At 67.3% G+C, this 22304-nt stretch carries 14 protein-coding genes, 1 tRNA gene and 1 pseudogene; 10 read left to right on the top strand and 6 right to left on the bottom strand.

The window, feature by feature from the left end; translation table 11 throughout:
- Positions 1–17: 17 nt before the first annotated feature.
- Positions 18–527 (bottom strand): response regulator, encoded by a 510-nt coding sequence (locus ACWDR0_RS07200; RefSeq protein WP_456350648.1) that lies wholly within the window; start codon positions 525–527, stop codon positions 18–20.
- Positions 528–630: 103 nt separating this feature from the next.
- On the opposite strand from ACWDR0_RS07200, the gene ACWDR0_RS07195 reads away from it, so the two are divergent.
- Positions 631–702 (top strand) — tRNA-Arg (locus tag ACWDR0_RS07195).
- 343 nt (positions 703–1045) lie between these two features.
- Here the strand turns inward: ACWDR0_RS07195 and ACWDR0_RS07190 are convergent.
- Complete coding sequence (locus tag ACWDR0_RS07190) at positions 1046–2266, bottom strand: hypothetical protein (protein WP_456350647.1); 1221 nt, start codon at positions 2264–2266, stop codon at positions 1046–1048.
- A 200-nt stretch (positions 2267–2466) separates the two neighbouring features.
- On the bottom strand, positions 2467–3720 hold the full coding sequence (locus ACWDR0_RS07185; RefSeq protein ID WP_456350646.1) for a tyrosine-type recombinase/integrase: 1254 nt from the start codon (positions 3718–3720) through the stop codon (positions 2467–2469).
- A 200-nt stretch (positions 3721–3920) separates the two neighbouring features.
- On the opposite strand from ACWDR0_RS07185, the gene ACWDR0_RS07180 reads away from it, so the two are divergent.
- The 8 genes from ACWDR0_RS07180 (at position 3921) to ACWDR0_RS07145 (ending at position 19139) form a co-directional block, all read left to right on the top strand.
- The gene (locus tag ACWDR0_RS07180) at positions 3921–4187 is read left to right on the top strand and encodes a CopG family transcriptional regulator (protein WP_456350645.1); all 267 of its coding nucleotides are present in this window, start codon (positions 3921–3923) and stop codon (positions 4185–4187) included.
- Positions 4184–4597, top strand: coding sequence for a type II toxin-antitoxin system VapC family toxin (locus ACWDR0_RS07175; RefSeq protein WP_456350644.1), 414 nt, complete (start codon positions 4184–4186; stop codon positions 4595–4597). Before ACWDR0_RS07180 ends, ACWDR0_RS07175 begins: the two co-directional genes overlap by 4 nt.
- 331 nt (positions 4598–4928) lie before the next feature.
- On the top strand, positions 4929–8132 hold the full coding sequence (gene drmD, locus ACWDR0_RS07170) for a DISARM system SNF2-like helicase DrmD (RefSeq protein ID WP_456350643.1): 3204 nt from the start codon (positions 4929–4931) through the stop codon (positions 8130–8132).
- Positions 8129–12160: an Eco57I restriction-modification methylase domain-containing protein gene (locus ACWDR0_RS07165; RefSeq protein WP_456350642.1), complete on the top strand. Its 4032-nt coding sequence runs from the start codon at positions 8129–8131 to the stop codon at positions 12158–12160. The genes drmD and ACWDR0_RS07165 overlap by 4 nt, the downstream gene beginning before the upstream one ends.
- Positions 12157–15915, top strand: a complete 3759-nt coding sequence (gene drmA, locus ACWDR0_RS07160) for a DISARM system helicase DrmA (protein ID WP_456350641.1) — start codon at positions 12157–12159, stop codon at positions 15913–15915. Before ACWDR0_RS07165 ends, drmA begins: the two co-directional genes overlap by 4 nt.
- The gene (drmB, locus tag ACWDR0_RS07155) at positions 15912–17945 is read left to right on the top strand and encodes a DrmB family protein (RefSeq protein WP_456350640.1); all 2034 of its coding nucleotides are present in this window, start codon (positions 15912–15914) and stop codon (positions 17943–17945) included. The genes drmA and drmB overlap by 4 nt, the downstream gene beginning before the upstream one ends.
- Positions 17938–18669, top strand: coding sequence for a DISARM system phospholipase D-like protein DrmC (drmC, locus tag ACWDR0_RS07150; protein WP_456350639.1), 732 nt, complete (start codon positions 17938–17940; stop codon positions 18667–18669). Before drmB ends, drmC begins: the two co-directional genes overlap by 8 nt.
- 341 nt (positions 18670–19010) lie before the next feature.
- Positions 19011–19139, top strand: a complete 129-nt coding sequence (locus ACWDR0_RS07145; protein ID WP_456350638.1) for a hypothetical protein — start codon at positions 19011–19013, stop codon at positions 19137–19139.
- A 446-nt stretch (positions 19140–19585) separates the two neighbouring features.
- Here the strand turns inward: ACWDR0_RS07145 and ACWDR0_RS07140 are convergent, their stop codons facing one another.
- The 3 genes and pseudogenes from ACWDR0_RS07140 to ACWDR0_RS07130 form a co-directional block, all read right to left on the bottom strand.
- A complete protein-coding gene (locus tag ACWDR0_RS07140) occupies positions 19586–21037 on the bottom strand; it encodes a hypothetical protein (protein WP_456350637.1) in 1452 nt (483 codons plus the stop codon).
- Complete coding sequence (locus ACWDR0_RS07135; RefSeq protein WP_030944093.1) at positions 21034–21351, bottom strand: hypothetical protein; 318 nt, start codon at positions 21349–21351, stop codon at positions 21034–21036. The genes ACWDR0_RS07140 and ACWDR0_RS07135 overlap by 4 nt, the downstream gene beginning before the upstream one ends.
- A gap of 86 nt (positions 21352–21437) precedes the next feature.
- Positions 21438–21557: pseudogene (locus ACWDR0_RS07130) on the bottom strand (IS5/IS1182 family transposase); the annotation flags it as partial.
- 278 nt (positions 21558–21835) lie between these two features.
- Between ACWDR0_RS07130 and ACWDR0_RS07125 the strand changes: the two are divergent.
- Positions 21836–22213 (top strand): hypothetical protein, encoded by a 378-nt coding sequence (locus ACWDR0_RS07125; RefSeq protein ID WP_456350636.1) that lies wholly within the window; start codon positions 21836–21838, stop codon positions 22211–22213.
- The last annotated feature ends 91 nt before the right edge of the window (positions 22214–22304 follow it).

The following is a 22304-nucleotide window of genomic DNA, read 5'->3' as shown; positions in this document are numbered from 1 at the left end:
CTGGACATGCACCGCCGTCAGCCGAGCGCCCGCCCGGCCCCGTACCGCCCGTCGACCACCGAAGGCTCTTCCCGGCACACCAGCCGCCGCACCATCCGCACCAGGTCCACGGGCTCGAAGGGCTTGGCCAGAAACGCGTCGACCCCTGCCTCGATACCGCTCTCGACCTCGTACTGGGTGCACGCGCTGATGATCGCCACCGGCAGATGCCGCGTCCCGGGATCCTCCCGCAGCCGCGCGGCCGTCCGCAGCCCGTCCAGCCGGGGCATGACGACATCGAGCGTCACCGCGTCGGGCCGCACCTGGCGGACGACCTCCAGGCACTCGGCACCATCGGCCGCGGTCACGACCTCGAAGCCCTCGAGTTCGAGATTGACCCTGATCAACTGCCGGATGACCCGGTTGTCATCGACAACGAGCACCCGCCCGGACGCACCTGACACAACTCGAGAGTAGGTCCGCTCCCGGGGCTGCGTCCGGGTTTTCCCCACTTCCACCCCCTCCGGGCGACCCCGGTCCACTTCCATCCCCCGTCCATCCCTTCGAAATACCTGTTCACGGGCACCCTCGGAGAGCTGGTAGTGTTCTACCCGTCACGCCGACGGCAGCAACACCCGAGGCAGACAGTGCGCCCCCGTAGCTCAGGGGATAGAGCAACGGCCTCCGGAGCCGTGTGCGCAGGTTCGAATCCTGCCGGGGGCACTTCGGATTAAGGCCCTGACCAGCAGAAATGCCGGTCAGGGCCTTTCTTGCGCATGACAGAACAGCAACGGCCGACTTGGCCGTGTGCAAGTAACTGCCGTCAGGGCGCTGACCGGTGGTTTCATCGCATTCCGAGGCGGAGGGGACGAGTCCACCATCCCGCGAAGAGATCCATGTCGGATTCTGCGGGATACACGCGGGATGAAGGTCGGCGAGGGTCCCTTCTTGCCCGCTGAACAGCGCCGTGACCTGCGGTTTCCATCACTTGGGACACCAATGCCCTACGCCCGGGTGGCCGTTTGTCTTTCTGCGGCGACAGGCACGACGAAGTCTCGACCAGCCATCAGGCCTTACCGGCAGAGCCCTTCGGGTCCCAGGCCATGAGGAGAGCGGAAGCCGGCGCGGCCCAGTCCTCGGCTTCACGGAGGAGATCAGTCGCCCCCATCGTGCCCTCTTCTGCCAGGAGTTGCTCGCCGATGCCCTGGGGAACCCACAATGCCGCGGTGGACCGGCGCCAGTCCACGGCAATCTGATACACCGCGAGGACAGCCGACTCCCAGGTCGTCAGCAATTCGTGTGTCCCTGCACCATGCGCGTACGCCCCGGTAGGCGGTATCTCCACCCCGATCAGCCTCCACGGCTTCCCGACCGACGCCCTGGCCGCAGCTTCGCGGGCTTGCTCGGCCCACGCTTCGGTCAACCGTTCCAACGACTGCTCGGCCTCGGCCCTCCCCTTCCGCCGACGCCCCACCGCTTCGTGGAAGGCCAGCTGGGCCGAGAGCGCTGCTTCGGCGAGCGGCTTGGCATCCCACCGCGCACCGGTCCGCCACGCCCGCCAGGTCCTCAGCAGCACACTGGTGGCATCGGGGCCGAAGATGTCGAAGGCAGTTTCCGGGGTCAGTAGGGGCTGAGGCAGCGACGTGACCGCCGCCGCCTCGGAGAGAGCGCGGGGATTGCAGAAACGGGCGACCAGCTGCCGCTGCTGCTCGACCAGGACGATATGCGCCACAGTCCACTCCTCAGTCCACGGGCGCAGCCACGGGCAGTCGGTCAAGCCCTTCTCGGCGGCGACAAGGCGGCTCTGGGTGTCACGCCACATCGACACCAGGTTAGTGCGGCACGCCCTGGCCGCTTCGTGGCGTTCCCAGGCATCAGCGTCGTCTTCGTCCACGGGATACTCGCCTTGAGAGAGAACGGCCGCCGCCTCGGCGACCTCCTCCTCTTGCGGCAGCTGCTCTTGGATGTCGTCCTCATCGAGCCGCAACAGCGACACGGCGAACAGCGTGTCGAGGAAAACGGACCACCGCCCGTCGGGCAGCTCCCAGCGGCAGCTCCAGTTCGAGCAGAGCCGTTCGGCCGAGGCCGTATCCAGGGCGAAGTCGATCGCTCGCACCTCGGACGCCTTGCGAAGCAGAGGACAGTCTTCGACCGCGTGGATGCGCCCGGTGCCGGAAGCAATGGTGAAGCCTGGCAACCTCGTGGCCTCGAAGGGTCCCAACGGCACGCCCGTCTTGATGAAGCGCCCCAGCACTGCCGACCGGATTCCTGGTTCTGTCGTGTTCATACGAGCGACCCTATTCGGCTGCCACGGCAGAGCCCCGGGCACCCGTGCGCATCAGCAGGGCAGCACCGGAACGTTGAAGGTCCACAGAGTCACCTTTGCGCCATCACGTTGCCTTGTCTGCCTGCCGCCGAAGGCGTTGCCTCACTCGGAGCGCGGGATCGACGTCTCCCTGCGGGGGGGGATGACAAGTGCAAACGGTTCTACGCGTACTCGTGCAGGAGCTTCTCGATACGCCGATTGGCGATCGCGGAGCGGCCGTACAAGCACTTCGCATAGCGGGTCAGAAGGACCTCCACGCTGTTGCCGGCGCGCTTCGCGACTTCAGTGGGGTCGACACCGGCGTTGAGCCACGTGGACAGAGCAGAGTGACGCAGGTCGTACGGACGGACCGCGAGTGGCGAATGCACGAGGTCTGACGGGAGACCCAGCTCTCGGGCCTCGTGCCAGACGCGGTCGTAGGTGGTCGAGGCGACGATGCCGCCACGCTCGTTGAAGAAGAGCCGCCCGTCGTCGGCAGTGCCGAAGGTGTCGGCGCTCCACTGCCACAGCTCGACCAACTCGGGTGGCAACGGAACGACGCGCACGTCGTCGACCGGTCTGTTCTTCAGCCCACGCTCATCATGGAGTCGCCCCGTATCCGTCCACCTCTTGCCCGCCTGCGGCAGAGTGCGGCTCAACGTCGCTTGCCCCCACCCCTCGGCGGGCAGGACACAGGCGGGCAAACCAACCGCGACCGCCTCGGCCGGTCTCAGACCCGCGTAGTACATGCCGGCGAACAGTCCGACCAGTCGACGGCCACGCGCGCGGCGGAAGCTACCGACGTACGACACAGCGCACAGCAGCTCGCGGGCCTGGGCCGGGTTGGCGACCACTCGCGGATCGACCTGTTCGAGGGCTGCCGCGACTCGCCACTGGATTGGGGCGAGGGGGTCAGTGGGGAGCTTGCGCTGCTCCATGGCGTAGTGAACGGCGTGGACCAGCACTTTGTGCTTTCGGCGCTGGGTCTCCGCGGCTGCCGCCGTACCGTCCTGTTTGAGCCGCAGGGCTGTCAGGACAGACCGCATCACACTCGGATTCAGCAAGTCCGTGAGGGGGCGCGAGGCCCCAGCAACCCAGCGCAGAGCCAGACGGACGCCAGTCGGCATGTTGCGGGGCTCCGTGCGAGGGACCACGAAGGCCCAGCCTCGCAGTGCACGCCGTATCAACTGGTCACTCGGCCGGTCGCGCATGTCACGGAGCATGGCCTGCGTGATCTCACAGAGCGCATCACTCGTTTCGTTGCGCGACTTGGCCGCGATGAGGGGCCAGCGCATGTCCAAGTATTCCAGTGCGAAGGCGTACCAGCTCAGGGTGGCCGAGTCCTGAACGGCCGTGGGTTCGACTGCACCAGTCTGCTCGCGGATCGCCTTGATCAGCGCCGCAGCGAGTTCATCGCCCAGACTTACGGCACTCATCCCTTGCACTGCCCCCTGGCCAGCATCGCCCCGGCGCCGAGTCGGGCTCGAACCACGTCGACCCTCGCCGTTGACGGCCTGCGGTTGCATCTCTTTTGTGTTCACGACGAATCGCCACCTCTCCAACCAGGTGAACCTGCCAGGACTGCGTGGTAATACCACGCACCTGCCGTTGGAGCATCAGCAGTAGGATAGGTAGCATGAGTGAACCTACCAGCAAGTATTCGATCACCATGCCGCGCGACATCGCCGAGGCCGCCAAGGCCCGCAGCGGACCCTCTGGGCTTTCCGCCTATGTGGCCGCCGCCGTCGCCCGGCAGATCGAGCGCGACAACCTCAACGAGATCATCCAGGTCGCCGAGGCCGAGCACGGTCCCATCACCGGCGAGGAGATCCAGTCGGTGCGCGACCAGCTCCACCACGCCCGCAGCCAGCAGCAGACGCAGGGTGGAGCGAACGCCGCGTGACCCGTTCCCCCGCCGCCCCGGGCGGCACGCTCGTACTCGACAGCGAAGGGCTGGCCAAGGCGGTCCTGCGCGACCGGACGGTCACGGCCTGGCTCGCCCTGGCCAGGACCGACGACCTCCGCGTGATCACCTCCGCGGCCACCCTGGTGGAGGTCGTCCACCCTCGGATCAACCGCCCCGCCCTGGAGTGGACCCTCTCCCGCATCGTGGTGGAACCGGTCACCGAGGCCATCGCCCGCCACGCCGCGGCCCTCCTCACGGACGCCGGCCTCCACGGCCACAAGTACGCGATCGACGCCATGCTCAGCGCCACGGCCCTCGCCGCACCCGGGCCGACCACCCTCCTGACCTCCGACCCCGACGACCTCACCGCCCTCTGCGGTGGACGCGCGACCGTGATCGAGATCTGACCGTTCTCGCCTCAGTGAAGGGCAGGCAAGAGCTTGGTCGACGTGCGCTGGACGAGGCTGACCCGGTACCGGCACTGCCGCAGTCAAACTCGTGATCGCTCCTACGCCCCTCGAAGTGGCGACCACTGATCGGGGCGTCCCCATCTGTGTGCGGCATCACCGCTGGTCCACACCGAAGGTCTGAAGATGATTCCGAGACCCTCCAAATAGGCGGTGTGAGAGTCGGCGATACTGGTGCTTTGGTGATCCCTCGGGCGGCTCGCGAGCGTCGCGCCGCGGCCGCGGCGGTCACGGTCTGGCAATGACAGCGTTGGGGAAGGAGTCTGCCCAGGTGGCGACCGCTACGGAGCACCCGCAGGGATCAGCGAGCAGTACCGCGAGGGCGACCACCCTTCCGCCGGTCCCGGAGCCTGGGCAGGTCGTCAAGGTGCGGGGCTCCACCTGGGCGGTGTCCGACATCCGGAAGCAGGGGCTTCCCCGTAGTCCCGCCGACGAAAGCACACCGGGTCTCACCCATGTGGTCGGCCTTCAGTCACTGGACGAGGACCGGCTCGGGCAGGAACTGACGGTGGTCTGGGAACTGGAGGTCGGCCACGCTGTCGCCCCGAACCAGGGCCTTCCGGAAACAGTGCGGGCGGAGGCGTTCGACGACCCGAACACCCTCGCCGCGTTCGTGGACTCTGTCCGATGGGGTGCGGTCACCTCGGCGGACGCCGACTCCTACCAGGCCCCCTTCCGCAGCGGCGCCAACGTGGAGGCGTACCAGCTGGTGCCGCTGAGCCGTGCGCTCCAGTCGTCGCGCACGAACCTGCTGCTCGCCGACGACGTCGGCCTGGGCAAGACCATCGAGGCCGGGCTCGTCGTACAAGAGCTGCTGCTGCGGCACCGCGCGCGTTCCGTGGTGATCGTGTGCCCGCCGAGCCTGTCGCTGAAGTGGCAGGACGAGATGCGGGAGAAGTTCGGCCTGGACTTCGTCATCGTCAACAGCGAATTGATGGCGAAGGTGCGGCGCAGCCACGGGCTGAACGCCAATCCGTTCCGGCTCTTCCCACGCGTGATCGTGAGCATGGCGTGGCTGCCGTCGCTGCGGGCCCAGCGCCTGCTGCGGGACGTGTTGGCCGATGTGCGCAGCGCGGGGACGGCCAGGCGGTACGCGTTCGACGTGCTGGTGGTCGACGAGGCGCACCATGTGGCACCGTCCAGCCCGACGACGGCGCCGGGGCAGCGTGGGTACGCGGTGGACAGCAAGCGGACGACGGCGACGATGCGGCTCGCCGAGGCGTGCGAGCACCGGCTGTTTTTGAGCGCGACGCCGCACAACGGCTATTCGGAGTCCTTCACGGCTCTGCTGGAGATGATCGACGGCCGCCGGTTCACCCGCGGCGCGAGCATTGATGAGCAGGCGCTGAAGGAGGTGATGGTGCGGTGGCTGAAGACTGACCTTCCGGAGAAGGGGTTCAAGACCCGGAAGCTGAAAACCCTGCCGTTCACGCCGTCGGAGGAGGAGCAGCAGCGGTTCGCGCGGCTGGAGCGGCTGCTGGCGGACAGCGCCCGGGCGAACGGCAAGGGTTCGGGCGGCGACATCGTAGCGATGCTGCTGAAGAAGCGTTTCCTGTCGAGCCCGTGGTCTTTTGCCCGCACCCTTGAGCTGTACGAGGGCGCGGACGGCAGTGACCGGCAGTTGCGGATGGACGACGAGGACCAGTACTACACGGAGGTACTGGGCAGCGGTCAGACGGACGAGGAGGAGGGTGCGGCCGAGCACCCCGAGTTCACCGCGCTGCGCCACTCCAAGGGCTCGGACCCCCTGGTCGTGGCGACTAGCAGCGAGATCGCCTCGCTCATCGAATGGGGGCGCCGATATGAGCACAAGCCGGACTCCCGGTTGGAAGAACTGCTGACCTTCCTCGCCGCGGTCTGCCGGCCGGACGGCACGCACTGGACCAACGAACGTGTGGTGGTGTTCACGGAGTACGCGACCACCCTCGAATGGATCGAGCGCGTGCTGCGTCAGCGCGGCTACAACGACGTACTGGAGGTCATCCAGGGCTCGACCCCGACCGAGGAGCGGGAGAAGATCCGCGCCCGTTTCACCGAAAGCCCGGACAAGCACAAGGTCCGCGTCCTTCTTGCCACCGACTCCGCCGGTGAGGGCATTGACCTGCAAACCCACTGCCACCGCCTGGTCAACTTCGACATCCCCTTCAACCCGTCCCGCCTGGAGCAGCGCATCGGCCGGATCGACCGGTACGGGCAGACCGAGCACCCGGAGATCTTCCACTTCGTGCCGCTTTCCGGCTCCACGACGTACGACGCGGACATGAAGTTCATGGGGATCATCGCGACCAAGGTCGGGCAGGCCACCGAGGACCTAGGCAAGGTCAACCAGGTCATCGATGCCGAGGTGCAGGAACACTTCGCCCCCACCCGTACGGTGCGCAAGGCCCGGCTGACGGCGCCTGACGACGGCAATGAGGTGATCACCCGCGTGCTGGCGGGCGGAATGGAGCTGAACCGCCGGCTCACCAAGCTCTCCGAGACGTACCACGAGAGCAAGGCCGCCATGCATCTCACGCCCGCGAACGCCCGCCGGGTGGTGGACACTGCGCTCACGCTGACCTCGCAGCCGCCGCTCGTCGAAATCGGTGACGACCGCACCGAAGCGCAGGTCTTCGAGATTCCGAACCTCAGCCGCTCCTGGCAGCCGGCCCTGCGTGGTCTGGACACTCGCCTGGAACCCGGTGTCCCGCGTCCCATCACCTTCGACGACGAGGCCGCGCAACACCGCACCGACCAGGTCCACATCCACCTCGGGCACGCTCTCATGCAGCGTGCCACCCGCACCCTGCGCTCCGCGCTGTTCAGCACCGACTCCCCGGTGCACCGGGTGACCGCCGTCATCGCTCCTGGCCTCCCCGAGTCCTGCGTGGCCGCCGTCTCCCGTCTCGTCCTGGTCGGACGCGGCGGGCTGCGCCTGCACGAGGAGGTGTTCCTCACCGGCGTCCGGCTACGCGGTCAGGCCCTCGCCGAATCCAAGGTCGAGCAGGTCCTCGACGAGACCCTCGACTCCGCCGACCTACTCCTCGCCGATCAGAAGGTACGTGGTCACCTCGCCGATCAGTGGAACGACGACGGCTCCCGGCTGCGTACACGCCTGCTGACCGCGATGGAACGCAAGAGCGCCAACCGTCAGGAGAAGGTCACCGAGGCGCTCACCCAGCGCCGGGACGCCGACATCAAGCGCGCCCACGAGATCTTCGACGCATTCCGGCTCAACCTGCGCGAGTCCCGCGACCGTCTGGAGCAGGCCATCCGCGCCGAGGAAGAGCTGCTGTTCACCGACGACCAGCAGAAGCAGCGACGCCGGGACCTCCACCACATGGACGAGCGCCTGGACAGCCTGGACGACGAGGAGGCGCGCGAGATCGCCTCGATCCAGGAGCGCTACAGCGACATCAGGCCCTACGTATCCGCTGCCGCGGTCGTGTTCGCCCTCACCCCCGAAGACGCGAAGAACGGAATGGTCAAGGCATGAGCCGCCGCTATCCACCGACCGCCGCCGACCGGCACCGCGCCTGGCTCGAACTCGTCGACACCGACGGCCCGTTCCTCGCCGTTCCCGCCCTGGAGCGGGTCTACCGCGAAGGCATTCCCCAGCCCGACTCCCGGGCGCTCGACGTCATCAAGGACGGCAAGCCCGCCTTCGAGAAGGCATGGGAGAACTGGGACGAGCATCCGGGCGACGTAGCTGCCCTCGACCTGTACCGAGAGGCCCGGGACACCTGGGTCGAGCTCGTCCTGAGCCAGGGGCTGCGCTGGGGTACCTCATACACCGTGCCCGCCCCGGCCGCCGCCGAGGTCCGCTCACCCGACTACACCGTCACCGTGCGCGCCCACGGCGCCCTCGTCCACGGCGACACCACCGGAGCTCTCGTCCTGGTCACCGACCCCACGGACTCCCTGCGTGACCCGCTCACCGACGGCTGGTCGGCCAGCCCGATCGACCGCATGGAAGAACTGCTGCGCGTCTCCGGCGTCCCGATCGGCGTCGTCACCGACGGCCGCTGGTGGGCGGTCGTCAGCGCCCGCCCGCAGACCATGGTCGCCTCCGGCATCGTCGACGCCCAGACCTGGATCGAAGAGCCCCAGACCCGCAACGCCTTCATCGAACTCCTCCAGCGCCGCCGCTTGGTGGGCGGAAAACAGCAGGACCGCCTGACAGAACTCTTCGGCGAGTCCGTCACCGCCGCCGAGAAGATCACCGAAACGCTCGGCACCCAGGTCCGTCGTGCCGTCGAACTCATCGTCCAGTCCCTGTCCGAAGGCGCCCTGGAGGCACAGCGACGCAGCGAGCCCGACCCGCTGCCGGCGGCGAGGGGCGAGGTCTATGAGGCCGCCGTCACCGTCATGATGCGCGTGGTCTTCCTCCTCTTCGCCGAAGAACGCGGACTGCTGCCCCAGAGCCGCCTCTTCGCGATGGGATACGGCATCAGCGACGAACTCGACCTCCTCGACGCCCGTGAAAAGGAGGAGGGCGCACAGGCCCTCGACGCCACGTTCCTGACCTGGCACCGGCTCCTGGCCACCTCCCAAGCCCTGTACCGGGGCGCGAGCTTCGAGGACCTGCGTCTGCCCGAGTACGGCGGCTCCCTCTTCGACCCGGCCCGCTTCCCCTTCCTCACCGCCTGCGACTCCCAGGACACCTTGGCCATCACGGTCAGCGACCGCGTCATGCTCGAAGTCCTGCGCGCCGTCCAGATCGCCCAGCTGCCCGGCGGAGCGCGACGGATCTCCTTCCGCGACATCGACGTTGAACAGATCGGCTACATCTACGAGGGTCTGCTCGGCTACTCCTGCGAACCCGCCGAAGAGATCATTGTCGGCCTCACCGGCGGCGCGGGATCCGAACCCGAGATCCCCCTCGCCACCCTCGAAGACCTCAGCCAGGCCAAGCGCACCGAGACCACGCTGGCCGACGCGATCCTCGCCTGGATCAAGCAGCACCAGCCGGCCGCGAAGCCATCCAGCAAAGCCGCCCTCACCAAGGCGCTGAAGGCGGGCGACACCCTCGACGACACCGAGATCGCCCTGCGCGACGTCACCGACGACCCAGACCTGCGCGACCGGCTCCGCCCCTTCATCGGAATCATCCGCCGCGACCTGCGCAACCGACCGCTGGTGGTTGAGCCCGGCGGCGTTCTACTGGTAGAGACCCCCTCGCGCGCCTCGGCCGGCGCGCACTACACGCCCCGCTCGCTGGCCGAGGAAGTCGTCCGGTACGCATTGGAACCACTCGTCTTCTCGCCCGGACCACACCAGACAGCCGACCAGGACGCCTGGCGGCCCATCGACTCCGACCAGATCCTCGACCTGCGCATCGCCGACATTGCCTGTGGCTCGGGCGCCTTCCTCGTGGCTGCGGCACGGTACCTCGCGGACCGGCTTGTCGAGGCATGGCAGCGCGAGGGCGTGGCGCACGGAAGGACGCCGCACGACCTGCACGTCCACGCCATAAGGACCGTCGTTGCGACCTGCCTCTACGGCGCCGACATCAACGGCATGGCCGTGGAGATGTGCAAGCTGTCGTTGTGGCTGGTGTCGCTGGATCCGAAGCTCCCGTTCTCCTTCGTCGACGACAAGGTCCTGCACGGCAATGCCCTGCTCGGCCTGACTGACGCGGACCAGCTGCGCCGCCTCCACATCGACCCCGCCGCGGCCGGCAACCAGTTCAGCATCTTCGCCCTGGACGTGGACGGCATCCTGGAGCGGGCCAGCCGTCTGCGCCGCCAGCTCGCCACCGAGGTCGACGACAGCGACCCACAGCGCTCGGCCGCTACCAAGCGGCGGCAGTTCCGCCGGTACCAGGAGCTGACGGCACAGCTCGCCGACGTCGCGGACGGGGTGATCGCGGCCGGTCTGCGGTGGGGAGGCAAGCCCGGCAAACAGTTGAAGGCGGCGTACGAGGATCTGCGGATCGCGGTGGAGAACGCGTACCCGGCCGGGGGCGGGGAAGCGGACCGAACGATGCTCGACGGCATCAAGGAGGCCGGGCTCAAGCCGACAGTGACGACGGACTACGAGTGGTGGAAGCCACTGCACTGGATTCTGGCGGTGCCGGACGTGATGGAGCGGGGCGGGTTCGATGCAGTAGTCGGGAACCCGCCGTTCCTGGGCGGGCAGAAGCTCACCGGGGCGATGGGGACCAACGCCCGCGACTGGTTCGTCAACACGCTCGCGGAGGGGAAGAAGGGGAGCGCGGATCTGGTGGCGTACTTCTTCCTGCGTGCCTACAGGCTGCTGACGCAGCGCGGTGGGCTTGGGCTGATCGCGACGAATACGGTTGCGCAGGGGGACACCCGGCAGGTCGGTCTCGACCAGCTGGTCTCGAAGGACTTCACGATCACCCGCGCGATTCAGAGCCGGTCGTGGCCTGCGGCCAGCGCCAACCTGGAGTACGCGGCAGTGTGGGGCAGCCGTGGCCTAGTGGCTCCAGATGCGCCTCGGATCGCGAACGATATCGAGGTGGCACGCATTTCCACTCTGCTGGAAGCGGGCGGCCGCGTGGAAGGCTCGCCAGTCCGGCTTGCAGAGAACGCGGGAATCGCGTTTATCGGTTGCTACGTCCTTGGAATGGGCTTCGTGCTGCAGCCTGGTGAAGCCGATGCCTGGATCGAGGCAGACGCCAAGAATCGTGACGTACTCTTCCCGTACTTGAATGGAGATGACATCAACTCCCGGCCGAACAGCTCGGCTTCGCGCTGGGTAATCGACTTCAATGACCGGACAGAGGAAGCCGCGAAGCAGTACGAGCTACCCTATGAACGGCTGCTAGGGCGCGTCAAACCCGAGCGGGCGAAGAACAAGCGCAAACCACGGCGGGAACGCTGGTGGCAGTTTGCAGAGCTGGCTCCTGCAATGCGGAAGGCGACTGCCGAGCTGAACCATGCTCTTTTCCTAAATCGCCATTCCGTGATTGTGATGCCTTGCCGGATCCCCAAGGGGCTGGTTCCGAGTGAGGCCACCGTGGTGTTCGCCACTCAGGAATTTGCCGACCAGGCTGTACTGTCGTCCAGCCCTCACCAGATGTGGGCGATTATGTACGGGTCGTCGCTTGGGCATAATACGACGAGGTATGCGCCTTCCGATCTCTTCGATACGTTCCCTCGACCGCAGCCGACCAAGCTTTTGTCTGACATTGGCAAAGTCCTCGACACCGACCGCCGCGAGATCATGCTCCGCCGTGACCTCGGCCTCACCAAGCTCTACAACCTGGTAAACGACCCCGCCATCACCGACGCCGCCGACCCCGACGTAGCCCGCCTCCGCCGGATCCATGTTGAGCTCGACCACGCCGTCATGGCCGCATACGGCTGGGACGACGTCCCCTTGGACCACGGCTTCCACACCTATCGTCAGATGGAGCGCTGGACGGTGAGCCCCGCCGCCCGGGTGGAGATCCTCGACCGCCTCCTCGAAGAGAACCATCGCCGTGCCGCCTCGCAGGGCGTTGTCAGTCCCGCCGGCAACAATGAGGGCATCAAGGACGAGGAGGACGACGAGTGACCACCCCGCGACGCAGCGGCGCCCAGCCCGCAGCGACACTCGGCACCCCCCAGGCCCCGGCCTACCGTCTCACCCTCGAACCCGACGACCGTTCCTGGACGGCCCGCGAGAACCTGGTCGACATCCTGGAGCGTGAGCTCCTCGGCCCGGCCAACGGCCCGGACGAGATCCTTGACGGTGTCCCGGACTCGGCTTACCTGATCGGCCGGATAGCGCCCGTGCGCCTCACCGCCGGCCAGGACGACCCCGGCGAGGCGGGGTCGGACGACGCTGCGACCGACGTGGGCGATGCTGTGGACGCTGCCGAGAGCCGTGGCGTGCCGCTCACCGCGGTCGACGACAGCAGCGCGAGTTCGGACGAGGATGAGGTCGAGGATCAGCCGCAGAAGCGTGGGCTGATGATTCCGGCGTCGATGGGGCTGCGCTTCCAGATCCCCGACGACCTCAACGAGCTCACGGTGACCGCCTCGTGGGGCACGTACGAGCCGGTGAAGGAGAAGCGCGGGGAAGGCGCCGAAGGCGGCGGGGGTGAGGGCGCGGCACCCGCTCCGGCTCTCCGTCGTTTCCAGCGCACCCCGCATGCCATCACGAAGATGATCAAGATCGCCGACCTGGAGCCTTCCCGCACGACCGAGATCGTGCTCAAGGACAAGGTCCTGCTCCGGGTGGATCGTTACGACGATGCCGAGCGTGGCTGTCGGCTGGTCGAGGTGGCGTTGTGCAACGACCGGGAGACGCCTCGGAAGATCCCGGTCGAGGCGTGGCTGTACCAGACCAAGCTGTCGGTGTCGGCCGACGGTGCTGAGGTGTTCCTGCCGGTCAATGACGTACTCCTGGACACACGCGAGGAGCCGGACGACGAGCTGCGGCGGCTGCGGCTTCAGTACCGCGACCGTCTGGAGTTCGCCCATGGCCGGACCTGCTCAGTGGACTGGCGGGTGGCCGAGGGGGCGCGCCGGGCCAGTGAGGTCGTGACGACATGGCTGCCGGTGAGCGAGACGCCGCAGACGGCCGCCGAGGAGATCGGCGCGGCTCTGCTGGACATGCGCAAGCTTCAGGAGGTGTCGAGCGACGAGCTGCGTACGGGTCTTGAGCCAATCGTCGCGGGTTACACGGCCTGGCTGGACGGCGAGGAGCGGCGGGCCGGAGCCCTTCCGGAGCATCTGCGGTCCGAGGGCCTGGACGCGGTCACTGAGGCGCGCCGGGTGCAGCGCCAGCTTGAGGCGGGTCTGAAGCATCTCCTTGAGGATGAGGAGGCGTTGCGCTGTTTCCGGTTCATGAACCGGGTGATGGCTGATCAGCGTGTGCAGTCGCAGGTCGCGGAGCGGCGGGCGAGCCGGCCGGAGGAGAGCATCGAGGAGGCTCGTGAGGCGATCCTCGCGGAGAAGGGGGCCTTGGCGCATTCGTGGCGTACTTTCCAGCTTGCCTTCGTGCTCATGCAGTTGCCGTTGCTGTCCGATCCGGCGGCGGAGAAGCGGTCGGGGGATCTGGCCAAGGCGCAGTTGCTGTTCTTCCCGACCGGTGGTGGCAAGACGGAGGCGTATCTGGGTCTGGCCGCGTACACGTTCGCGATTCGTCGCCGCCAGGGGGTCGTGGACGCCTTCGGCGGTCCGCTGGACGGGCGGTCCGGGGTGGCCGTCCTGATGCGGTACACGCTGCGTCTGCTCACCGCCCAGCAGTTCCAGCGGGCCACCGCCCTGGTGTGCGCGGCGGAGTTGGCGCGGCGCGATGACGTGGCGGCTTGGGGGGAGGAGCCGTTCCGGATCGGGCTGTGGGTCGGTACGGATGTGAGTCCGAAGCGGTACGACGAGGCGGCCGAACAGTTGCAGAAGGCCCATGGGGGCCGCGGCTACCGGCTGACGGTACTGCAGATCCAGCGCTGTCCATGGTGCGGAACCCGGGTGGAAGCGCGCGATGTACGCACGGAGCCCGCGCTGCGTCGGGTGTACGTGTACTGCGGAGATGAGCTGGCTGACTGTCCGTTCGCCGACGGTGGTGGGGTCCCGGACGGGCTGCCAGTACTCACGGTGGACGAGGAGATCTACCGGCTCGCGCCGGCGTTCGTCATCGCCACGGTGGACAAGTTCGCCCGCCTGGCGCGGGAGGGTGAGGCCGCCTCGCTGTTCGGGCACGTCTCGCGGCGCTGTGAGCGGCACGGCTTCGTGCATCCCGACTATCAGCAGTGCGACATCAAGGACGGCGGCAAGCATCCGAGGAAGGACGGCTGGCCGACGGCCCCCGTTCATCCCGCGATGCGGCTGCGGCCTCCGGATCTGGTGATCCAGGACGAGTTGCACCTGATCACGGGGGCGCTCGGCACGACGGTGGGCCTGTTCGAGGTGGCCATCGACGTGATGACCGACTGGCGGACGAAGGAGGGGCGCCCGGTGCGTCCGCTGCTCGTCGCCTCCACGGCCACGGCCCGTAACGCGCCGGAGCAGGTGCGCGCGCTGTACGGGCGCGACGTCACCATCTTCCCGCCGCAGGTCCTGGACGCCGGGAACACGTACTTCTCCAAGGAGATCCCGGTCTCCGAGAAGCACCCGGGGCGCCGGTACATCGGGATCAGCACGACCGGGGTGCGCTTGACCACGGCGGAGATCCGGGTCGCCGAGGTGCTCCTGGCCGGCGGGCAACTGCTTCTCGACCGCTCCGGCCGCGCGGCTGATCCGTATATGACCCTGGTCGGCTACTTCAGCGCCACCCGTGAACTCGCGGGCATGGCCCGGTACATGAGCGACGACATCCAGACCGCGCTCGCGAAGGGCCGCCCCTGGTCGAAGCTGCCCCGCCGCACCGGCACCGAATACGGTTCGCTGCACGTCGCCGAGCTGACCTCGCGCGTGGCCTCCGCGGACATCACCGCGACCCTGGACCAGATGGCGGCGGCGTTCGATCCTGGCTTCGACTCCACGGCGGGCAAGGGGAACCGGCGCGCGCTGCGGGTGGCGAAAAAGCCTGAGCCCGTGCGTGAGGTCAATCCGTACGACGTGGTGCTGGCCACCTCCATGCTCCAGGTCGGTGTGGACGTGACGCGCCTTGGGCTGATGCTCGTGGTCGGGCAGCCGAAGAACACCGCGGAGTACATCCAGGCGTCCTCCCGTGTCGGCCGTCTCGCGGACCGGCCGGGTCTGGTGGTCGCGCTCGGGAACTGGGCGCGGCCGAGGGACCTTGCCCACTTCGAGCAGTTCCGCCACTACCACGAGACGTTCTACGCCCAGGTGGAGGCGCTGTCGGTGACCCCGTTCTCGGTGACCTCGCTGGAGCGCGGTCTGGACGGCGTGCTGGTCAGTGCCGCCCGTGTTCTGCAGGCCGCCAAGGCCGGCCAGGGGCTGTCCCCGGAGGACGGGGCGGCCCATATTGAGGCCGAACAGCACTTCGCGGGCGAACTCGTTGACGCCCTCGTGCGCCGCGTCGCGCGGGCCGGCGACGAGGACGCCGCCACCCGCGCCCGGCTGCGTCTGGAGAACCGGCTCGACCAGTGGGGCAAGCGGCGCAAGAGGCTCATGGAAGACCGTAAGTCGCTGGTGTACGAGAAGGTTCTGGACGACAGTCGGCACGAGGCACTGATGATGAGCGCGGAGAATGCCAAGGCCGGCATCGACACCCGTGACGCCGCACCGTTCGTGGTGGCGAACTCGATGCGCGAGGTGCAGCCGGAGATCAACCTCCTGGTGAGCCCGATCAAGGAGCGACTGGTGTACCGCGCACCTGACCGTGCCCCTCAGTGGAAGATGCCGGAGGACAACTCGTGAGTGACGAGACGCGCTTCGTCTACGACGTCGCCCGGGCCGTCGACCCGCTGGGGGACCTGGAGCAGGAGGCGGAGAAGGCCACCAAGCACAACCGTGCCAAGGTCGGATCGGCCCGCCCCTCCTCCCTCCTCTACACCTATGGTCCCGGCGCGATCATGGACCTGCCACAGTTCACGATCATGCCCACCGGCCTGGACGACTGGAACCGCATCTGGCGGCGCCGTGACTCCGCCCCCCCGCAGATCCACGCCCCGCGCCTGCGCGATGTGGTCCGGATGATGCTGCGTTCCCCCGATGTGCAGCTGCGGCCGTATCCGTGGCAGCCGAAGAAGCACAGCCGGTCCGCCGAAGGCAATGATCTCGGAGTGCCCTCCCGGGTGTTCCCGCAATGGCTGCGGTGCACGGGCTGCGACATGCTCGGGCTGCTCACTCAGTTCGATTACCGCAACACTCACCCTTTCCGTACCGACCTGGCCGTCTTCGAGCACGCCAAGTGCACGGGTCGTGCGGGCACTGGCTCCCGCAAGCCGATGCGCCGCACAGCCATCCCGGCCCGGTATCTGCTGGCCTGTGTCGACGGACACTTGGACGAGTTTCCGTACGACCTGTGGGTGCACCGCGGGCAGCCGTGTTCCCAGGCGGAGCTGCCCACTCTGAAGATGGTCGACCGGACCGCCGGCAAGGGAGCCTCGGCCGTCATCCACTGCGCATCCTGCGACATGCGACGGCTCATGAACGAAGCACAGGGCGAGGCCGGCCGGACGAAACTCCCCCAGTGCCGCGGACGCCACCCCCACCTGGACGCCTTTGAACCCAAGGGCTGCCGCAACGAGACCCGGCTGATGCTCGTCGGCGCCTCCAACCTGTGGTTCCCAGCCACCCAGTCGATCATCGTGATGCCGGAGTCCCAAGAGGAGAAGGCCAGCGACCTGGCCGACCGCGTCCGCACCGCGCTCGGCGACAAGCTCGCCAAGTACCGCGAAAACTTGGACCTGATCCGGGACCTGCTCGGCATGGACGGCGGCGTCGACGTCACTGGCCTGTCCGACCACGACCTGGAGCAGGTCCTCCAGACAGCATCCGTTCCCACCGACACCCTGGAGGAGCAGGAGAAGAAGCTCCGCGACTGGGACCCGGTCGACCTCCTCGTCCCCGAATGGCGCTACCTGCTGCGCGACATTGTCGGCGCCCGCGTCGCAGACCCCAGGAGCGGGCTTACCCTCGCCACCCGTGACCGGGGCGACGCCCTGCGCCCTGAGATCACCCGTGTGCTCGCGGTCGAACGCCTGCGCAAGGTCAACGCGCTGGTCGGCTTCACCCGCATCGACGACATGGACCGCGTTGGCGACCTTCCACGACGCCTGGCCCCGCTGACGCGTACCTCTCGGCCGAGCTGGACCGTGGCGAACGAGGACCGAGGTGAAGGCATCTTCCTCCAACTCGACGAGAACGCAGTCGCCGCCTGGGAGAAGCGCGTCCTGGACGCCCCCTTGTGGGAGCTGCACCGCAAGGCGCACGAGAGAAACTTCCGCCGCCGCTTCTCCGAGACCGCCGACCAGGTCCATCCCGACACCCGCCTTAAGCCCCCGCGCTACTGGCTCGTCCACACCCTCGCCCACATCCTCATCCGCGAACTCGCCCTGACCTGCGGCTACTCAGCCGCCAGCCTCAGCGAACGCCTCTACGCGTGGCCCGCCGCCGAAGGCCGCGACCCCGCGGCCGGCCTTCTCATCTGCACCACCGCCTCCGACAGCGACGGCACCCTTGGCGGCCTCGTCCAGCTCAGCGAGCCCACACGCCTCCAACGTGTCATCGGCAGCGCGCTGCGCAAGGCCACCCGCTGCTCCTCCGACCCCATCTGCTCCAAGCGCACCCCCCAGGACCCCGAGGACTTCCTCCACGGCGCCGCCTGCCACTGCTGCGTCATGGCCTCGGAAACCTCCTGCGAGCGCGCCAACCGCTTCCTCGACCGCCGCTTCCTCCTCGATCTGCCCGGCAGCGGCCTCGGTTTCTTCCAGACCCATGAGTGAAGCGGACGCGCCACGTCGGCTCGGCCGACTCCTGACCGGAACAGAGGCCAAGGACATAGCGGACCGCCTGGCCGACGGCGACACCTTGACCACCGCCCTTAAGGTCGTCGCGGTCGGCCAGCGGGCAGAGGCACGGCGGCTGCTGGAAGCCGTCGGCGGCGGCCCCGGAGCGGCACCCCAGCAGCTCCTGGTTCTGCGAGCGATCGAGGGGGCACGGGCACTTCCGACCACACTGTCACCGCTGTGGACCATGCCCGGACACCTCGCCCAGAGCGGACCACTCACCACCTCGGTCACCCGCCTCGTCGACAGCGCCCGCCACGCGATCACCTGCTCGACCTTCAACTTCCAGCGCAGTTCAACGCTCTGGACATCGCTTCGGACGGCTGCACAGCGCGAAGGTGTCGCTGTCCGCGTCTACATGGACACCCGGGCCGCCGATGGCAGCGCACAGCACTGGTCACCATCAACCAGCGAGGTAGCCGCGCACTTGGCACCGGCAGAGATCTGGCGCACCAAAGAATTCGACGGCGGCTACGTCCGCAACCATGCCAAGTTCCTCGTCGTCGACCACCACCTCCTCCTGGTCACCAGCGCAAACCTCTCCTGGAGCGCAGAGAACAACAACGTCGAATTCGGCGTCCTCATCGACAACCCGAACCTCAGCGAATCCGTCGAACGCGAACTGAGGGAGACGGAGGATTCCCTGTATGAACGCGTGTGACGCGGCCCGCACCAGCTAGCCGGACGGCGCACAACACGGTGCCGACCGCCTCGGCACGAACCGAGCCCGCACAGCGCGTCCATCCCCGCGCCGTCGCGACCGCTGGCAAACGCGGCCATTCCCTGGCCGCTGCCTGCACACTCGCACCGACCAGACGACCCTGTCGTGGCCGTCTGCGACAACGCTCACGAACAGCTCGGCTCCGAGTCCCCGACCGGGTGCACTGGCCGGTACCCGATCCCACCGCACCCGCACCCGCGGCGCCTTCGCCGACGCCTTGAGTGAACTCGCCGACCGGATGCATCGGCTAGCTCCTGCCGTCCGCCCCCCTGAAGGCAGCGATGTCTGAGTTCGTGTCCACCCCATACCGCAACGTGAGCGTCGACCAACAACTCGCCCCGCGCATCGCGGCCACCCATCTGAGCCGGAAGTTCGACCGCGTCTTCGGCCAGGTGACCGCAGGAACGTGAAGTGGCCTCACTTGGGAGGGCGGAATCGACTGATCGTCGCAACATGGTCATCATTCCAGTGTTGCGACGAGCCTGGCAAAGAGGCTTCGGGTGGGTGTTCCAGCCGGGGGCTTTGTGGGGGCGCTGTCGATTTCGACGGCAATGAAGACGGACCGGCCGGTGCCCTTTGGATGACTCCGTGCTTGTCAAGCCAGTCGGCGTGGTGGCGTAGGGCTCGCCTGCGACGGGTTCGGGAATTGACTTGTCCGAGAGTTGGCCGACGAGGTTAGGCCAGCCACGCTGGATTCCGTGGCCACTCCTTTATTCACCCCGAGTTTTTGAGAGACAGCACCCATGCGGCCATCACCTATTAGACCGACGGACAGGGTGAGGGATGGACATGTTGGAGGCGCACAATGTGACCGGTACTTAGCGGCGTTGCACCAGGAGCGGTGAATGGGTCGGCATCAGGTCCGATGCCAGCCCATATCCAGTCCCGTCGAGTCCTTAAGGACCTGGTTCAGCGCTTCGACCTGTCCGAGGTCGTCGAAGAGGCGCCGGGGAAGGTGGTCGTGAGCGAGAGGGCCGATGCCGTGCAGGATGTCGTCGTACGCCGAGGCCACGGCGGCACCTATCAGTAGGTCCGTCGCCTCATCGAGGCCCACGTGCTCCGCTGGCCACCGGTACTCACCCTGACTCACCTGGAACACCGGGAACAGCCACTGCATGTCCCGGTCAGGCTTGATGAACCTAGTCGCTCTCTCGCCCAGGAAATTGACGCCATAGTGCGAGATCGAACAGACGTCTCTTTCCCGCAGGCCAAGCAGACGTGAAGCGCACATGAGGGACACGGCAGGCGTACGCGCGGACAGGTGCATGGGGGCCGTGGCTGCTTCCCGGAGGGTCGAGAGGTCGGACAGACGGGAAGCCACGCTTCCCATCCGGAGCCCACTGCGCCTGGCCAACATTTGCTGGAAGTGGACCGTTGCCTCGTGGCTCGGATACTGGAAATCCAGGTCCGTCTCCCAGCCCGTCATCGCCTTGGCTGCCGTCACGAACCGGTAGGGAGGGTAGAGCTCTTTCCAGTCAACGGACGGATCGTCGGAGTTCAAGCCCGGCACCACAGGGTTCAGTGCGAAGTCGATAAGAGCCAGGGCGGTACTTCCGCCGAGGGTGCGCCCTGCGAGAGTACGTGCCAGGCGACACGGCATCCCATAATCGCCGTTCAGCACCTCGAGTAAGAACTCGCGCAGCGCCGGGTCAGTCTTCCGCATGAAGGCGCCCTCGAACTGGAAGACTTCGTCGAGCACCGCCGCGCACTCGAAGAGGACGCGAGTGGTGAGCGGGCCCTCGGAGGTGTGCACGAGCTTCAGGGGCCCGTCGATGCCGACGCGTACGTCATCGGGACACTCGACCATCTCCATGCCCGCACCCTGGCGCCACATGTCTTCGAGGGAGTGCTCTATTGCCGCCCGCATGTCCCAGGTGGTGGTGTCGAACTTCGTCAGGCCCTCCGGGTCCAAGAGGAGGTAGTAGGCGTAGTAGAGGTTGAGCCAATCCAATTCGCTGTACTTCAGTTCCCCTTGGGCGTGCTTGGGGTAGCGCTCGAAGGAGAAAAAGGGGAGTCCGCTGCTCCGGTCCTCGTGGAGATGCTCAACGTCTTGCCGGGGCAGGTGAGAGATCGTGTACGCGGCCAACTGGTCCCTCGTGCGTCGCAGCAGGCTCAGAAGAATACCGACAGTGGATCCGTGATATCGCGCCCAGTGGCTGCTCTCGTGGACGTAGGTCTTGTGCCAGGAGCCGACGGCCGTCACAAGATCGCTGGTGCGCGTGCGGGTCTGATCCTGGAAGAGGATCTGGCTGCGCAGATTCAACTCGGCGCCGCTCGAGTTCCGTAGACGTGGAGAGTGGACGGTCACCGGTTCACCCCTTCCGAGCCGTCCGCACCCTGGTCGTCGTCTTCCGGTCGAGGAGGCGCCTCCTCCACGGGCCCCCGGTCACGCGCCCGCTCGACCAGTGCCTTCAAGGCGTCGTACAGGGTGTTCGTGGCCAGTCCGGCGGCGACGGAGATGGAGATCTCCGCCCAGTGGGCGTGGCGTAAGGAGTCGCGCCTGTTCTGCTGCAGGGGCGTGAGGGCGAGGGAACACTTTCCGGCGAGGTGCTGATCCGCCTCTATTTCCCGTGCCAGCACCTTCAAGTTGGCGGCTTCGCCCCGGTATTCAAAGATCGGCATGGCGGGAGTCTACAACTGGCTCCGGTTCCCGGATCGGGACTCGGGCACCGCCGTCTTCGCTGGAGAATCGCGGTAGCGCAACATCGGGTGAGTTCGCCCCCGAGTGGTCGTTTGAGGACGGCGGCGACGTGGGGGCCAGCGCCGGATTGGGCGCGGTCGGCGAGGACAGAGACGCCTTGTCGCTCACAGATCCGGATGATGTGGTGGCCCACGCCGACGCTCACTTTCCAGCAGCATGCGGCTGTCGTGGGTCGCTTCGGTGACTGATGGCCGGCGCGGTCCGACGCGCCCGTCGCCATCAGGGCGGCATGCGGACACAGGCGCCTGGCGTGGCCGGAGCCATGCGGCGAGCCAGAGTCCCCGGGGGATCGCTCCCGTCTCCGCTGATGCCGGGGCGGACTGCGGACCGGGGTGATAGAGAGATGCCGGTAGGAAGATCCTCACGGTCTGTGTATGACGGCCCTGAACCCGGAAAGCGGCGACGATGTTCTTCAAAGGCCCCGCGCACGTGCGCACCGATGCCACGCTCTTCCCGGCCAGTACCGGAGTCCCCGTCGAGCAGGATCTGCCAGTCCTGCCGCAAGACTTGGCGCGCGCGTTGTTCATCACGGGCAGGGCCCCGTACGACCAAACCAAGCACGGGAGGTCATCGGCGTACGAGTGGTGCCACAGGGTGGCGGCCCTGCCCGCCTATCTCAGCTGGAGCGATGATCCGATCCCTCGCATCACACGTACCGACCTCGCCCGCGAACTCGACCCGTCCGAGAAGGGAATGCTGTCCTACACCCTGGGGCAGGCCATGTGCCAGATCTTCGCTGAGAGGGAGCTATCCGTCCGGTTCTTCATGCACGTTGCCCGCTAGGAGTTGTCTTCAAATGTCACGCCCACATCAGGAGCGATGCCAGGGTGAGGGCTGCTTGGTAGGACTCGGCGGTCTTCTCGTAGCGGGTGGC

It is taken from the genome of Streptomyces sp. NPDC003691 (genome assembly GCF_053981115.1).
This window is presented reverse-complemented; position numbering and strand designations above follow the sequence as displayed.

Excerpts from the sequence above, each read along its gene's own strand:
- ACWDR0_RS07190 (WP_456350647.1), bottom strand. The coding sequence starts at position 2,266 with ATGAACACGACAGAACCAGGAATCCGGTCGGCAGTGCTGGGGCGCTTC.
- ACWDR0_RS07135 (WP_030944093.1), bottom strand. The coding sequence starts at position 21,351 with ATGCCGATCTTTGAATACCGGGGCGAAGCCGCCAACTTGAAGGTGCTG.
- ACWDR0_RS07180 (WP_456350645.1), top strand. The coding sequence starts at position 3,921 with ATGAGTGAACCTACCAGCAAGTATTCGATCACCATGCCGCGCGACATC.
- ACWDR0_RS07125 (WP_456350636.1), top strand. The coding sequence starts at position 21,836 with ATGTTCTTCAAAGGCCCCGCGCACGTGCGCACCGATGCCACGCTCTTC.
- ACWDR0_RS07165 (WP_456350642.1), top strand. The coding sequence starts at position 8,129 with ATGAGCCGCCGCTATCCACCGACCGCCGCCGACCGGCACCGCGCCTGG.
- drmC (WP_456350639.1), top strand. The coding sequence starts at position 17,938 with ATGAGTGAAGCGGACGCGCCACGTCGGCTCGGCCGACTCCTGACCGGA.
- ACWDR0_RS07200 (WP_456350648.1), bottom strand. The coding sequence starts at position 527 with ATGGAAGTGGACCGGGGTCGCCCGGAGGGGGTGGAAGTGGGGAAAACC.
- ACWDR0_RS07145 (WP_456350638.1), top strand. The coding sequence starts at position 19,011 with ATGTCTGAGTTCGTGTCCACCCCATACCGCAACGTGAGCGTCGACCAA.
- ACWDR0_RS07185 (WP_456350646.1), bottom strand. The coding sequence starts at position 3,720 with ATGAGTGCCGTAAGTCTGGGCGATGAACTCGCTGCGGCGCTGATCAAG.